Below are 13,190 nucleotides of genomic sequence, written 5' to 3'. Positions count from 1 at the left end.
GTGGACCTCCTTGTCTGTCAGGCGAGTTGGGCGACGATCTGGTCGGCGAGCGACTCGGGGACGCCGAGCCGGGCGCGCAGGGTGGCTGAGTCGATGTCGGTACCGGTGCGGGCACGGTGATCGGTGGCGACCTTCCTGGCGTGGTCGATCAGTGCCGGAGGAACCGCCGAGGGTGCTTTGGGCAGCGCCGGGGCCGGAGCAGGCGCGGAGATCTGCTCGGCTTCGTCGTCCGGAGCGGGCGGGCTGTCAGGTTCGGGTACCGGGGCTGAGGGCGCCGGCGGATCCGGCACCCTGTCCTCGGCCGGATCGGGCGCGGGTGAGTGGGCGAGCAAGGTTCCGCCCATGAAGGCCAACGCGGGCCAAGCCGCGACCAGGATCCGGAGCCAGGCCGGGACGTGGTCGAGGTCGAGGAGCCCGGCGGTAGCGACGTTGGCGCCGAGCGAGGCCACCAGGGCGATCAGGAACCAACACCAGGCCAGCCGGGAGGGGCCGTCCGTGCGCAACCGGCGCCAGGCCGCGACCAGGAGCAGGTCGACGCTGACCGGGTAGGCCCAGGCCTTCCAGCCGTCCTGTCCGGCAGCGGCGGCCAGGTCGTGGAGGTGGGCGAAGGACAGCGCCCCGGCGATGACGGCCTGGACCAGGACAGCGTCAGGGCGGAGCGAGCGGGTCATGTGCCCATCTCCCTGGCTGGCGCCGGGCTGACCAGTGGGGGTGCATGCTCCGGCGCCGGGGCAGGGCGGACGGTCGGCCGGAACGGAGCCAGGAACGGCAGCACCGGAGTCAGGTCGGCGTACTGGCGGCACACGGCCACGACTTCCTCGGAGGACGTCTCGGGGGTGCGGATGCGAGACCAACCGCCAGAGGTGTCACCGGCCACGGCCACGCCCGGGCGGTCCGGGGCGATCGTTGTGGCAGCCATCACGGCGTCGGGGGCGATGTCGCCCAACCCCATCTCGGCCGTCTGCTTGTCGTTGACCCGGTGCACCACGCGGCCCGTGAGCTGGGCACGCAGCGCGGTCGCCCCCTTGCCGAGGTCGGAGCCGAAGCGCTGCCCGCAGACCTCCAGGAAGATCCCGACCGCACGAGCCATCTGACCCAGCCGGACCATCTGCATGACCGACCGGTCCCGGCGTTCCTCGTCCTTCTTCGAGGTCACCAAGAACAGCTCGGCCACCTCGTCGACCAGGACGACGAGTGGCACCGGCCGCACTTTCTGCGGGAGTTCCCACAGGTCCGAGGCCCCGTGGTCGGCCAGCAGGTCGAAGCGCTCTTCCATTTCCCCTACCAGCGCATCCAGCAGGCTGGCGGCGTCGTCCGGGGCCGTGACCAGGGCGGACAGGCGGGGCGCGTAGCGGTTCTGCTCGACACCGCGCTTGCAGTCGATGCCGACCAGACCAACCGGCAGCCGGGCAAGACCCTTGATCAGGTTGCGCTGATACATGGACTTGCCGGACTGGTTCGCGCCCAGGGTCAGGGCCATGGGGACCTTGCGGTAGTCCCGCTCGAACACCGACCCGTCCTCCCGCAGGGCCACCGGCACCACGAGGTCACGAGGCTGCGCCGTGCGAGGGAGCCGGACGCGGTTGAGGACGTCGTAACCGGTCATCCGCAGCTCGACGTACCCCGGCTTGGTCTCCGCCACGGTCACCGATCGCACGCCCCAGGCGTGACGGAGTCGCTCGGAGGACGCGGCGATGTCAGCCGGTTCCAGGCCAGCCGGGAGCCGGAGCGAGACCGTCAGCCCGGTCGATGTGGGGCGGACCCGGCGGACCTTGGGCGGCACGGGCCGCACCTCGCTGCGGGCGACGTTCCGAGCCACGAAGGCCCGCAGGCGAGACGGCTGAACCGTCAGCCCGCAGACCTCCATCGTCGACCGGTACGTCCAGGTGAACCGGCTCCAGGTGACCGGCAGACCGACCAGCGACCAGTACACGCGCGGGGCGCGGACCTTCGCGTAGCCGAGTCCACCGGCACCGGCCGCCGCCGTGCCCAGCTCCAGCCAGACAGAGAGGTCAGCCATGGTCAGGCCGCCGGGGTGATCGCTACCGCGCGGAACGAGATGCCGTGGCGCTTCTGGCCGTTGAACTCGTTCTCCCAGTCACGGGCCCGCAGGCCGACGACCCGCACCGGCATACCCGGCGTCAGGCCCTCGGGGAGGCCCGTCTCCGGAACGGTGACCTGGTAGAGGTTCCCCTCTCCCTCGTCGGACACCAGCAGACCCACGGTCGAGAGAGCCACGTTGGGGTTGTCCCGGTCCATGGCCCGCTCACCGGTCTTCTTGTTCACGAGCTTCGGCTCCGGCGCGGTCGCCACGAACACCACAGCGGTCGAAGTGTCGATCTTGAACGACGGCATGAGTGCATCCCTTGCGCTCGGGAGGTCGCCGTGTGCGACCTCTCTAGACATCTCCATGGAACCGAACGTCTCTAGAGACGTCAAGAGGGATGTCTAGAGAGGTTGCAGAAGGTCCATTGGGGCTACACGCAACAGGGCAGGCGTCCCGTACATGACCTAGGCTGTCTAGAGAAGACAGGAAGGAGGCTCCGGAATGACCAACACCGACGACGACCGTCGGCCGAAGTACCAGCGGATCGCGGACTCTCTGCGGGAGGCGATCCAGTCGGGCGAATACGGTCCCGGTGATCGGCTTCCGGGGGAGAACGAGCTGATGGCCGCCCATGGCGTGGCACGCATGACTGCCCGCCAGGCCTTGAGTGTGCTCAAGGACGAAGGCGTCGCCGAGTCCCGCAAGGGCGCCGGCGTGTTCGTGCGATCCTTCCGCCCCCTGAGGCGCCGAGGCATCCAGCGACTTGCCCAGGAGCAGTGGGGCAGCGGTCGATCCATCTGGTCCGCCGACATCGCGGACCGCACCCTTGTGGTCGATCAGGTGACGGTGTCCGAGGAGGCCGCCCCGGAAGGCGTCGGTCAGGTCCTGGACCTGGCCGAGGGGGAGACGGTGTGCGTGCGGCGGCGGCGGTTCGTCCTGGATGGGAAGGCCGTTCTGCTCGCGACGAGTTATCTCCCCACGTCAGTGGTGGCGGGGTCGGCTATCACGCAGGAGGACACCGGGCCAGGCGGAACCTATGCACGCCTTGCCGAACTCGGCTACAAGCCAGTGCACTTCCGCGAAGAGATCCGCTCGCGCATGCCCACGAAGGCTGAGGCGGACCAGTTGAGCATCTCCGCAGGCACACCCGTGATCCTCATCTGCCGCACCGCGTTCGCGGACGAGGGCCGCCCCGTCGAGATCAACGAGATGACGCTCGACGCCGCCTCGTACATCCTGGAGTACGACTTCGACGCGTGACGCGGCGCGGCTGTTACAGATTTCTCTACCTCATCAAGCCCCGGCTGCGCTCCGCTCCGCCGGGCGCGCTTCCCGGCTCCGCTCCGGGCGCCGCTCCTGCCTTCGGCCCGCTCCGCCCGGGCTGCGCCGACGCGCGCCCACATGTGAAACAGGCCGGGCCATGAGTCGAGGACCGCGGAGCGCGGCAACGCTCAAAGCATGCCTCCGGCGGGGGCGCTCAGGCTCCGAGATGGCGGGGGCGCCGTCCGCGAGTGCCGGCCGGAGTAGTGGCGTGCGCGGGGAGCTCCCATCCCGTCTGCCATCGACCCAGGCAGAGCCGAGCAGACGCGGCCCCTGGCGTCCAGGTCGTTCGTACAGTGGCGCGCTCCACCTGGACGCCAGGAACCACGCCCGCTCCACGGTGTGTGGGTCGACGGCAGACGGGATGGGAGCTGGGGTGAGTGGTGGGTTGCTGGCTCGCTTATCCCTCTTGCCTCAGCGCAACTGAATGGCACCAGCTCTTGCCCACTGAACAACCGTAACTGCGAGATGAACAGCGGCCCGAGCCTCTTCCAGAGTGGGCTTCCTGCGACCCTCATTCGCATGTCGATCAGGATTTGGCCAAAGCATGTTCAGGGCGGCTAGAACGGGCTGGATGGAATTGCTCATATCCTCACCAGGAAGGACAAATCGCCAACGCTCTCCCTGACTCTTAAACGAGCCAACCACATGCCCCAACTGCGGCTTGTCTTGTTTGGGAATGACGATGGGTATAAGAACCGCCTCGACCGCCTTGATTGCATGGTCCCAGGCATCAGAGGCGTCAGGGTCCCGAGAAAACGCACGGTCCCACGATTGTTTCAGCTCCTCACTAGCTAGGTCAGCAGGGGCGCTGGCAGCGGAGAAGCTTTCCTGAGCCGTTGCGTCGACACGACGCTGCAAGCCTTGCCCTGCAACGGCCATCCATGCGGACCCCCCGAGCGAGAGAGCATGCTCCAGTGCCGCCCACCTACCCGCACCCCTCCTAGAGTTAGTGAGTAGATAGTCGAGCAAATCCAGAAGAAGATCCTCGTCTTGCTTACACTTGAGAATCAGATCAAGCATCTGCTCCGGCGCTCTCCGCCCTGATACCGGTACACGCACCGCAAGTGCTGCGGAATGCACAAGTTCGGCGTCAGTCTCGGGCGTACCACGATACCCAAAAACTCCCTCAAGCCAGTGATCCAGCGATGGCATGAGATGTGGAGGAACTCCCTCCGCCATTACCGTTGGCGGCCGTATTCCACGACGAACAGAGAGCGGAACCCAAGTTGACATGACGGAAGGCTACAGGGCATCGGCGGACGTTTGGCGGGGAATATCGATACCTTTCTAGGGGTTGCCGGATCTTCGCCTTGCCGACAACCCCGTAGGTTGGCCCCCGTATGCGTGCCCCACCCGTGCCCGATCGAGCGGGGAACAGCAGGGAACATCGGGCAGTCACGGCACGCGGACATGAGAGCGGCCCCCGACTGGACATCCAGGTCAGGGGCCGTTCGCACTGCTCTCAGCGCGGAGGCGGTGGGATTTGAACCCACGGTGACATCGCTGCCACGACGGTTTTCAAGACCGTTCCCTTAGGCCGCTCGGGCACACCTCCCCGCGCCGGCCGTGATCGGCGGGCGCGGGGACAAGGGTAACGGGTCGGTGCCCGCGGGTGTGGGTCAGTTGTCGCCGACGCGGGAGCCCAGCGTGACGTCGACCGTGTGCTGCTTGCCGCCGCGCTCGTAGGTGATCGTGACCTTGTCGCCGGGCTTGTGGGTCCAGATCTCGCCGATCAGGGTGGGGCCGGAGTCGATCACCCGGTCGTCGAGCTTGGTGATGACGTCGCCGGGCTTGAGGCCCGCCTTCGCGGCCGGGCCGCCCGGCTCGACCGGAGCCGCGCCGCCCGCGCCCTGGTCGGTGATCTTCGCGCCGCCCGAGCTCTCGTCCAGGGAGACGGACGCGCCGATCTTCGCGTACACCGGCTTGCCGGTCTTGATCAACTCCTGGGCGACGTACTCGGCCTGGTTGATCGGGATGGCGAAGCCCAGGCCGATCGAGCCGGACTGGCCGGTGCCGAAGCCGCCGTTGCCGGTGGACTGGATCGCGGAGTTGATGCCGATGACGTTGCCCTGCGCGTCCAGCAGCGGACCGCCGGAGTTGCCCGGGTTGATCGAGGCGTCGGTCTGCAGGGCGCTCATGTACGACGCCTGGCTGCCGCTGCCGTCGCTGGAGGCCACCGGGCGGTTCTTGGCGCTGATGATGCCCGTCGTCACCGTGTCGGACAGGCCGAAGGGGGCGCCGATCGCGATGGTCGCGTCGCCGATGGCCACCTTGTCCGAGTCGCCGAGGGTGAGCGGCTTGAGGTCGCCGGGGGCGTTCTTCAGCTTGATGACCGCCACGTCGTAGCCCTGGGCGTTGCCGATCACCTCGGCGTCGTACTTCTTGCCGTTCGGGAAGGTGGCCGTGAGCTTGCCGCCGTCCACGGCGTCCGCCACCACGTGGTTGTTGGTGATGATGTGGCCCTGCTTGTCGAAGACGAAGCCCGTGCCCGTGCCGCCCTCGCCGCTGGTGCCCTCGGCCTCGATCGTGACCGTGCTCGGCAGCGCCTTGGCGGCCACGCCCGCGACGGTGCCCGGGTCGCGCTTGACGTCGCCGCCGCTGGTGGAGGCGGAGACCGTCGTCGAGCCGGTGCTGTCGTCGTTGTTCTTCGCCAGCGTGTAGCCGAGGCCGCCGCCCAGGCCGCCCGCGACCAGCGCGGCCACCAGGATGCCGGCGACCAGACCACCGCGCCCACGGCCGGACTTCGGCGCCGGCTGCTGGTACGACGAGCCCCAGCCGCCGGCGCCGTAACCGGATCCGCCGTCGCCGTGCGAGGGGGCGGTGGGCGGCGGGGGCGGGGGCCACGACGGGTCGGGTGCGGAGGAGGAGACGCCGGGATGACCGGCGTCAGGAACGCCCTGCCCCTGAGCGGGCTGCCCCTTAAGGTCCTGCCCGTACGGCCCCTGCGGGGCCTGTCCCTGGGGCGCCGGAGCAGCGGGAGCGTCCACCGGCACGGGGGGTGCGGACGGGGCGGGGGGTACCGCGGTGCCCTCGTTCTCGGTGCTCACAGCTTCTCTCCTCGATCCACGGCTGTTTCCTGGGTCGCACTCGGTCACGCTCTTTCACGCCGGTCGACGGGTCCGGCGCGATACTGCTGTGCTTGTCCCTTTGTATGCCGTCAGCTTTTCCCACGGGCCGTCAGAGCACCATAAGCGGTGGCTGTGGGTCCGGGGCCATTCTTTATATAGGTCATTACTGGCGAAAAGGGTGCAATCCCAATGCCTCCGTCCGGACCTGCGAAGCCGTCGGGTCCGTCCGACCGGACGCGTACCCGCACACGGTGGCACCATGACGCGGTGACCCACGCACGGCAGCATGTGATTCAAGTCGTCGCCCACCGCGGAGCGTCCGAGGACGCCCCGGAGCACACCCTGGCCGCGTACACGAAGGCGATCGAGGACGGCGCGGACGCCCTCGAATGCGATGTGCGCCTGACCGCCGACGGCCACCTGGTCTGCGTGCACGACCGCCGGGTCAACCGTACGTCCAACGGCCGCGGCGCGGTCTCCGCCCTGGAGCTCGCCGACCTCGCCGCCCTGGACTTCGGCTCCTGGAAGACGCGCGAGGCCTGGAAGGGACGCGACGAGGAGCCCGACTGGGAGCACCGCCCGGAGGACCGCGAGGCGACCTCCGTCCTCACCCTGGAGCGGCTGCTGGAGCTCGTCGCCGACGCCGGGCGCCGGGTGGAACTGGCCATCGAGACCAAGCACCCCACCCGCTGGGCGGGGCAGGTCGAGGAGCGGCTGCTGGTCCTGCTGAAGCGGTTCGGACTCGACGCCCCGGCCTCGGCCGAGGAGTCCCCGGTGCGGGTCATGAGCTTCTCGGCCCGCTCGCTGCACCGCGTGCGGGCGGCCTCGCCCACCCTGCCGACCGTCTACCTGACGCAGTTCGTCTCGCCCCGGCTGCGGGACGGACGGCTGCCCGCGGGCGTGCGGATCGCGGGCCCCTCACTGCGGATCGTGCGCAACCACCCCGCCTGCGTCGAGCGCCTGAAGCAGGCCGGCCACCAGGTGCACGTGTGGACCGTGAACGAGCCCGAGGACGTGGACCTGTGCGTCGGACTGGGCGTCGACGCCATCATCACCAACCGCCCGCGCGCGGTGCTCGACCAGCTCGGCCGCTGACCCCGAGTCGGGCCCCGTTCACTCGGAGCGTGAATCACACAAGTCCCACCAGACCCGTGCACACCTCTTGACCCGCGCCCTCGCCAGACGGGATCCTCCGGTCTCGGCCACACCGAAGAAATCCAGCCACACGATCACAGGGAGTGCTCCGGCGCGTTCGGTCCGTGTCCGGTCGTGGTGAATGCGTCGCCGGAGATGGATTGGCCGGTTTCCGGTACAGGCCAATGGGGCATCCACACCGTGGCGTGGGGCGAAGGAGGTCTCGGGGGTGGCGTTGGTGGTGGCACAGGAGGTGCCCACGTCGTCGAGCATGGCCGTACCCCATGGCCCTGCGGGCGTGGGGGAAGCGAGACACCGGATGCGTGCGCAGTTGCGCAGCGGTGGCGTAGCGGAATCGGTCATCGACGACGCCGTACTGATCCTTTCCGAACTCTTGAGCAACGCGTGCAAACACGGCAGGCCGCTGGGCGACGCCCTGTCCGGCGACGGCGACGTCCGTGCCGCGTGGCGCGTGGACCCGGCCGGCCGGCTCATCGTCGAGGTCACGGACGGCGGCGGCCCGACCCGCCCCGCCCCGGCGACACCCTCGGTGACGGCACACGGCGGCCGCGGGCTGAACATCATCACCGCGCTCGCCGACGACTGGGGCGTCCGGGACGACATCCGCGGCGAGGTCACGGTCTGGGTCGTCGTCCACGACGACGTCTACGACCCGGACGCCGGCCACCGCCGCGACGACTTCGCGACGCGCGTCACCGCCCCGCCGGTCTCCCAGATACCCGGACTCGACTTCGCGGACGCCTTCGACGACATGGACTGAGGCGCGATACGCCGCGACGGACCTGGGGTTGTCCACAGGACCCCGTCGCCCGGGGCACGAACGGCTAGGCTCGCGACCGTACGAGACGAGCCGCAACCGGGAGAGCCACCGATGGCCAAGAAGCGACCCCAGACGAAGGCCAAGCGCCCGCAGACCACGGCCGGGGCCCGCGCCACAGGCGCTGACGGAGCCGTTCCGGTGGTCGGTGCCCGTGAGCCCTGCCCCTGCGGCAGCGGCCGCCGCTACAAGGCCTGTCACGGCCGGGCCGCCTCCCACGCCGCGACCGAGCTGGTGCACCGCCCCTTCGAGGGCCTGCCCGGCGAGTGCGACTGGGTGGCCCTGCGCGAGCTGGTCCCGGCGGCCACGGTCGAGCTGACCCTCAAGGACGGCCTGCCGGAAGGCGTCCCCGCCGTCACGCTGGCCACGGTGCTGCCGATGGCCTGGCCCGCCCTGCGCCGCGACGACGGCTCGGTCCTGCTCGGCCTGCAGAACGACACCTCGTCGGGCGACATCAGCCGCGACCTCGCCGACACCCTGCGGCGCGCCCTCGAAGCCGAGCCGGGCACCCCCGTACAGGGCCGCCGCGCCCCGGCCGACAGCCCGCGGCTGCAGGACCTGCTCGACCCGGAGGGCGCCTTCGAGCCAGAAGTGCACAGCGGCTTCGAGTTCTGGGTCCCGGACGCGGAGAACGCCACGCCGGAGGTGACCGCCTCCCTGGAGCGGGCCAACGCCGCGGCCATCCCCACCGTCAAGCTCCAGGGCGTGGACGCCGCCTACTGGTGCGAGACGCCGGAGAAGAACCATCTGCGGTGGGTCATGCCGCACCCCGAGGAGCAGCTTCTGGACGCTCTCGCGCGGCTGCACGCCGCGGGCCGCTCCAGCCTCGGCGAGGGCACCCGCCTGGTCGGTTCCTTCCGCGCTCACGGGCTCACGGTGCCGGTGTGGGACCTGCCGAGCGGGGTCACGGCGAAGGACGTGGAGAAGCCGGCGGCGGAGTTCGCCGAGCGCCTCGCCGCCGCCCTGGCGACGGACGCGCCGCTCACGGCGGAGGAGCGCCGGGCGCGTGGCGGCCTCACCAACCGGCAGGTCACACTGAGCTGACGGCTCGCCCCGGAATCCGGCCCGGCCGATCCACCGGCCGGGCCGGCCTGGCCGGTCCCCCGTGCCCGGAAGTCCACAACTCCCGGCAGGGACAAGCCAGTCGGTGACTGGAAAGGCGAGATCGAATTTGCGAACCGCCGATCTCTTGTTACCGTTCCTGTAGCCCGGTTGCTGGTGCATCCCCCGTCGCCAGCAACCGGGTCTTTCCATGCGCGCCCGGCCTCACGCAGCGCAGCCGCTCGTCAACTGCCCGTCCAGGCGGGCGCGTTGCTTCCCGAGCGCAGCAGCAGCGGCCCGCGCCCGCCCCGCCGGGCGAACTCCGCCACCGCCGTGTAGGCCGCCAGGTCACCCCGCGTGGGCTCGCGGGGCGTCTCGCACGCACCGGGCTCGTCCCCGGCCCCCACCGCGCAGGTCATCCGCACCGTCCGGTCGTCGGGCCCCATCAGGCTCAGTACGGCGTCCAGCGCCTCTCCGGTCGTATTGCGGTAGTAGGTGCGCGCCCAGGTGACCGCGCCCTGCTTCACCACACAGGTCTGCGCCTCGATGCCGTCGGGGGAGGAGAGTTCGGGACCGCAGCGCACCGCGGCGGCCACGGCGGGCGGCCCCTCGTCGTCGGCGCCCGGAGGGGGACGACGTACGGCGCCGGGGACGGACGTACGTGCTTCGGCACCGCCCACGGAACGCACGGATCCCGCGGATCTCCCCGACTCCACCGAGGTGACGGATCCCGCGGATCTCTTCGAGCCCGCTGATGTCGAGCCCGCTGATGTCGAGTCCACCGATGTCGTGGACCCCGCGGATTTCTTCGAGTCCACCGATGTCGAGCCCACCGATGTCACGGACCCCGCCGACGCCACCGCGAGCGGCAGCGCGGCCGCGCACGCCAGCACGACGCCCGTGAGGGCGAGCAGTCGGGCCTTTCGGGGGTCCCGGGCGCGCCCCCGGGCATGACGCGGCATGGCCCCGGAACATAACGCGTTGAGGCGAACACGGGGCTCGGCGCGCCCTAGGGTCCTAGAACTCGGGCGCGCTCACACCCGTACGAGTGAGGGCCTCGACCACGGCGTCCACCACGGCCTCGACATCCGGCACCCACGGCGAGGCGGAGCCGGGCAGCGGCGCCCGCTCCCAGCGGATCTCGCCCTGGCCCGTCCCGGAGGGCGGCAGGGCCAGGTAGCCGCCCTCGCTGTGGAAGCGGAGGGAGCCGGGCACGAAGTCCTTGGCGTAGAGCAGTTCGCCGAGCTGCTCCATGGAGTACGGCTTCACGAGGATCGCCCAGCGCGTGGGCGAGGCGACGACCGGGCCGAGCCGCATGCCCGTGCGGTCGAGCGCTTCCAGGGCGCGGGCGGCCGGCAGCGCGGGCAGGGAGACCGCGCAGGGGGCCTTGCCGCCGGTGGCCAGGACGATCGGCGCCGTCGGCCGGTTGCTCCACCACCAGCGGACCATGCGCTCGTCGGTGGTGGCCGCGAGGAGGCCGGGGTCGAAGGGGTGCGCGCCGGGCACCGTGCAGTCGGGGTCGGGGCAGCTGCAGCGGGAGTGCCCCTGCGGGTCCGCCGCCACGCCCGGGAGTACGGGCCACTGCCATTCCGTCGCGTAGGTCAGGGCCGCGCCGATCAGCTCAGGCGTCCCGCCACTGCGCTGGAACAGGAGCCTGCGTCGCCTTCCAGGGATCTCGCGCATGAGCGCTCGTCCTTTCCGTTGCACGCCTGGCAACACCGTGGTCCACATCACAACATGTGTCGATCACTTCACTGTGCGTACCTGTTGGCGCATCACACCCCTGCCTGAAGCAAGGGGAACCCCTATGGGTCGAGCAAGGGCTGCCTCCGCGGCCGTCCCGCCCATACTGCGTGTATCAAAAGCACGGGCGTGGCGTAGGGGTGGCGAAGTATGGCGTTTGCCGTCGCGCGTATTTCTCTCCGCCTCCGCCACGGGAGGATGGGGCACGGTCGTCGGTGGATAGGACGCCCGGTTCCGTCACCAGGTTCCGGGTGGTTCCCAACCACCCCTGGCCTTCACCGAGTACGTACCCATCACGACCGCTGTGACGCTCCGTCGAGCAAGCCCAGTCGACCGCAATAAGCCGTCACCTGCGGCAGTTTTAAGCCAACTTTGCATTTCCGCAAGAGGAAGGAGAGTTCTTCCCTCAGACCTCACGGACACCAGGAATCCCGGCAGGACAATGCTGGACATCTCCTCACGAGTGCGTGTACATGTGGAGACACTGCTAGCGGCGCAGAATGACATGGGGGTTTGCGATGCTTTGGAGCAGTACGCGCCGGTCGGAAGGCCGGACGCCATGAACGCCCCGCACCCTCCGAAAGTGGCTGGAATCGATTCAACGGTTCCGGCTCCCGCACACACTTGCGCGCCCGTCGCGGGTACCGCCCCGGCCGCCCCCGCAAACCCTCCCGCCCCGCCCGGCGCACTCCTCCAGGACCGTCTCGCCGGCTGGGTCTCCGATCTCACCACCCTCCACGAGCTGACCGAACGCCTGGCTCGCACGACCACGCTCGACGGGGCGCTCCAGGAACTGCTGCGGGCCGGCGCCGCCCTGGTCGGCGCCCGCCGCGGCCTCGTCGTCCTCGAACCGGGCGACGGACTCGGCCCCGACACCACCATCGGCCTGGGCCTGGCCCGCGCCGACCTCGGCCACATCGAGACCGTGCCGCGCAGCGCCCTCTCCTACGGCCGGATCCTCGAAGGGCTCCCGGGCGGCGAGGGCGGGATCGCCGACCCCGACCTGTTCGCCGAGGAGGGGCTCGACCCACGCCACCGCGAGGTCGCGGCCCGGCTGGGCTACGCCGCCAGCTACGCCCTCCCCCTGTCCACCGACAGCGTCGGCCGCCTCGGCGCCGCCGTCTGGCTCTACGACGAACCCGCCGAACCGGGCGAGCGGCCGCGCCACCTCGCCGGCCTGTACGCCCGGTACGCCGCCGAGCACCTGGCCCGGCTCCTGGAGCTGGAGCGGACGCGCACGGCCATGGCGACCATGTCGGACGAGCTGCTGCCCTCCCGGCTGCCGCGGGTGGCCGGTGTGCAGCTCGCCGCCCGGCACCGCACCGGCCCGCGCGGCGGCGGCGACTGGTACGACGCGCTGCCGCTGCCCGACGCCGCCCTCGGCCTCGCCGTCGGATCGGTCACCGGGGCAGGGCCCAGCGCGGTCGCCGCGATGGGGCGGCTGCGGGCGTCCCTGCGGGCGTACGCCGTGATGGAGGGGGAGGACCCGGTCGCGGTCCTGTCCGACCTGGAGCTGCTGCTGCGGCTGACCGAGCCGGCGCGTTCGGCCACCGCCCTGTTCGGCTACTGCGAACCGGCCGCGCGCAAGATCACGCTGGCCGGTGCCGGGCACAGCCCGCCCCTGCTGATCGGAGAGCGCCGCACCGAGTTCGTGGAGACGTCGGTCTCCGCCCCGCTGGGCATGCTCGCCTGCTGGGAGGCGCCGAGCGTGGAGATCCTCGCCGAGCCCGGGGAGACGGTCCTGCTGTACACCGACGGGCTGCTGCACCGCACCGGCGAGGCCACCGACCGGGCCTTCGCGCGGCTGCACGCTGCGGCGGCCGGAGTGCCCCGGGCGCTGCGCCGCGACCCGGGCGCGATCGCCGACCACGTCCTGCGCAGTGTGCTGCCGGACGGGCTGGACGCCGCGGACGGCGCCGAGGACGTCGTGCTGCTGGCGGCCCGCTTCGAGTAACGCTCCTCGTCATCGGCCCGAGCCCCCTTCCACGCCGCCGTA

The 13,190-nt window shown here is 70.6% G+C and carries 12 protein-coding genes and 1 tRNA gene; 5 read left to right on the top strand and 8 right to left on the bottom strand.

The features are described 5' to 3' along the window. Positions 1-17 precede the first annotated feature (17 nt). The 3 genes from ABZ948_RS22020 to ABZ948_RS22010 are packed head-to-tail and all read right to left on the bottom strand — an operon-like array spanning position 18 to position 2,355. Positions 18-671, bottom strand: coding sequence for a DUF2637 domain-containing protein (locus tag ABZ948_RS22020; protein ID WP_359761994.1), 654 nt, complete (start codon positions 669-671; stop codon positions 18-20). Continuing rightward, the gene (locus ABZ948_RS22015; protein WP_359761992.1) at positions 668-2,020 is read right to left on the bottom strand and encodes an FtsK/SpoIIIE domain-containing protein; all 1,353 of its coding nucleotides are present in this window, start codon (positions 2,018-2,020) and stop codon (positions 668-670) included. The genes ABZ948_RS22020 and ABZ948_RS22015 overlap by 4 nt, the downstream gene beginning before the upstream one ends. A 2-nt stretch (positions 2,021-2,022) precedes the next feature. After that, a complete protein-coding gene (locus tag ABZ948_RS22010; protein WP_356669302.1) occupies positions 2,023-2,355 on the bottom strand; it encodes an SCO3933 family regulatory protein in 333 nt (110 codons plus the stop codon). A 193-nt stretch (positions 2,356-2,548) separates the two neighbouring features. Here ABZ948_RS22010 and ABZ948_RS22005 point away from each other — a divergent pair, with 193 nt between their 5' ends. Continuing rightward, positions 2,549-3,307 carry a GntR family transcriptional regulator gene (locus tag ABZ948_RS22005; RefSeq protein WP_359761989.1) on the top strand — a complete coding sequence of 253 codons (759 nt, stop codon included), beginning with the start codon at positions 2,549-2,551 and terminating at the stop codon, positions 3,305-3,307. A 474-nt stretch (positions 3,308-3,781) separates the two neighbouring features. Here ABZ948_RS22005 and ABZ948_RS22000 read toward each other — a convergent pair whose 3' ends face one another. The 3 genes from ABZ948_RS22000 to ABZ948_RS21990 form a co-directional block, all read right to left on the bottom strand. Next, complete coding sequence (locus ABZ948_RS22000; protein WP_359761987.1) at positions 3,782-4,522, bottom strand: hypothetical protein; 741 nt, start codon at positions 4,520-4,522, stop codon at positions 3,782-3,784. A 316-nt stretch (positions 4,523-4,838) separates the two neighbouring features. Further along, positions 4,839-4,925 (bottom strand) — tRNA-Ser (locus ABZ948_RS21995). 64 nt (positions 4,926-4,989) lie between these two features. After that, positions 4,990-6,417 (bottom strand): S1C family serine protease, encoded by a 1,428-nt coding sequence (locus tag ABZ948_RS21990; RefSeq protein WP_359761985.1) that lies wholly within the window; start codon positions 6,415-6,417, stop codon positions 4,990-4,992. Between the two features lie 288 nt (positions 6,418-6,705). Here ABZ948_RS21990 and ABZ948_RS21985 point away from each other — a divergent pair, with 288 nt between their 5' ends. From ABZ948_RS21985 to ABZ948_RS21975, 3 genes are all read left to right on the top strand, one after another. Continuing rightward, complete coding sequence (locus tag ABZ948_RS21985; protein WP_359761983.1) at positions 6,706-7,533, top strand: glycerophosphodiester phosphodiesterase; 828 nt, start codon at positions 6,706-6,708, stop codon at positions 7,531-7,533. 181 nt (positions 7,534-7,714) lie between these two features. Next, positions 7,715-8,353 (top strand): ATP-binding protein, encoded by a 639-nt coding sequence (locus ABZ948_RS21980; protein WP_359761981.1) that lies wholly within the window; start codon positions 7,715-7,717, stop codon positions 8,351-8,353. 111 nt (positions 8,354-8,464) lie between these two features. Beyond that, positions 8,465-9,454, top strand: a complete 990-nt coding sequence (locus tag ABZ948_RS21975) for a DUF5926 family protein (RefSeq protein WP_359761979.1) — start codon at positions 8,465-8,467, stop codon at positions 9,452-9,454. Between the two features lie 242 nt (positions 9,455-9,696). Here ABZ948_RS21975 and ABZ948_RS40945 read toward each other — a convergent pair whose 3' ends face one another. Then, positions 9,697-10,413, bottom strand: coding sequence for a hypothetical protein (locus ABZ948_RS40945; RefSeq protein ID WP_435857563.1), 717 nt, complete (start codon positions 10,411-10,413; stop codon positions 9,697-9,699). A 55-nt stretch (positions 10,414-10,468) separates the two neighbouring features. After that, the gene (locus ABZ948_RS21965) at positions 10,469-11,134 is read right to left on the bottom strand and encodes a bifunctional DNA primase/polymerase (protein WP_359761975.1); all 666 of its coding nucleotides are present in this window, start codon (positions 11,132-11,134) and stop codon (positions 10,469-10,471) included. Between the two features lie 502 nt (positions 11,135-11,636). Here ABZ948_RS21965 and ABZ948_RS21960 point away from each other — a divergent pair. Next, positions 11,637-13,148, top strand: a complete 1,512-nt coding sequence (locus tag ABZ948_RS21960; protein WP_359761973.1) for a PP2C family protein-serine/threonine phosphatase — start codon at positions 11,637-11,639, stop codon at positions 13,146-13,148. The last annotated feature ends 42 nt before the right edge of the window (positions 13,149-13,190 follow it).

The sequence above is a fragment of the Streptomyces olindensis genome (genome assembly GCF_040645895.1).
In the GTDB taxonomy this organism is placed as follows: domain Bacteria; phylum Actinomycetota; class Actinomycetes; order Streptomycetales; family Streptomycetaceae; genus Streptomyces; species Streptomyces olindensis.
Note: the sequence above shows the minus strand (reverse complement) of the source record. Positions and strands in the feature narration are given on the sequence as shown.

Coding starts and splice junctions, on each gene's coding strand:
- ABZ948_RS22020 (WP_359761994.1), bottom strand. CDS start 671: ATGACCCGCTCGCTCCGCCCTGACGCTGTCCTGGTCCAGGCCGTCATC.
- ABZ948_RS22015 (WP_359761992.1), bottom strand. CDS start 2,020: ATGGCTGACCTCTCTGTCTGGCTGGAGCTGGGCACGGCGGCGGCCGGT.
- ABZ948_RS22010 (WP_356669302.1), bottom strand. CDS start 2,355: ATGCCGTCGTTCAAGATCGACACTTCGACCGCTGTGGTGTTCGTGGCG.
- ABZ948_RS22005 (WP_359761989.1), top strand. CDS start 2,549: ATGACCAACACCGACGACGACCGTCGGCCGAAGTACCAGCGGATCGCG.
- ABZ948_RS22000 (WP_359761987.1), bottom strand. CDS start 4,522: ATGCCATCGCTGGATCACTGGCTTGAGGGAGTTTTTGGGTATCGTGGT.
- ABZ948_RS21980 (WP_359761981.1), top strand. CDS start 7,715: ATGCGTCGCCGGAGATGGATTGGCCGGTTTCCGGTACAGGCCAATGGG.
- ABZ948_RS21975 (WP_359761979.1), top strand. CDS start 8,465: ATGGCCAAGAAGCGACCCCAGACGAAGGCCAAGCGCCCGCAGACCACG.
- ABZ948_RS40945 (WP_435857563.1), bottom strand. CDS start 10,413: ATGCCGCGTCATGCCCGGGGGCGCGCCCGGGACCCCCGAAAGGCCCGA.
- ABZ948_RS21965 (WP_359761975.1), bottom strand. CDS start 11,134: ATGCGCGAGATCCCTGGAAGGCGACGCAGGCTCCTGTTCCAGCGCAGT.
- ABZ948_RS21960 (WP_359761973.1), top strand. CDS start 11,637: ATGCTGGACATCTCCTCACGAGTGCGTGTACATGTGGAGACACTGCTA.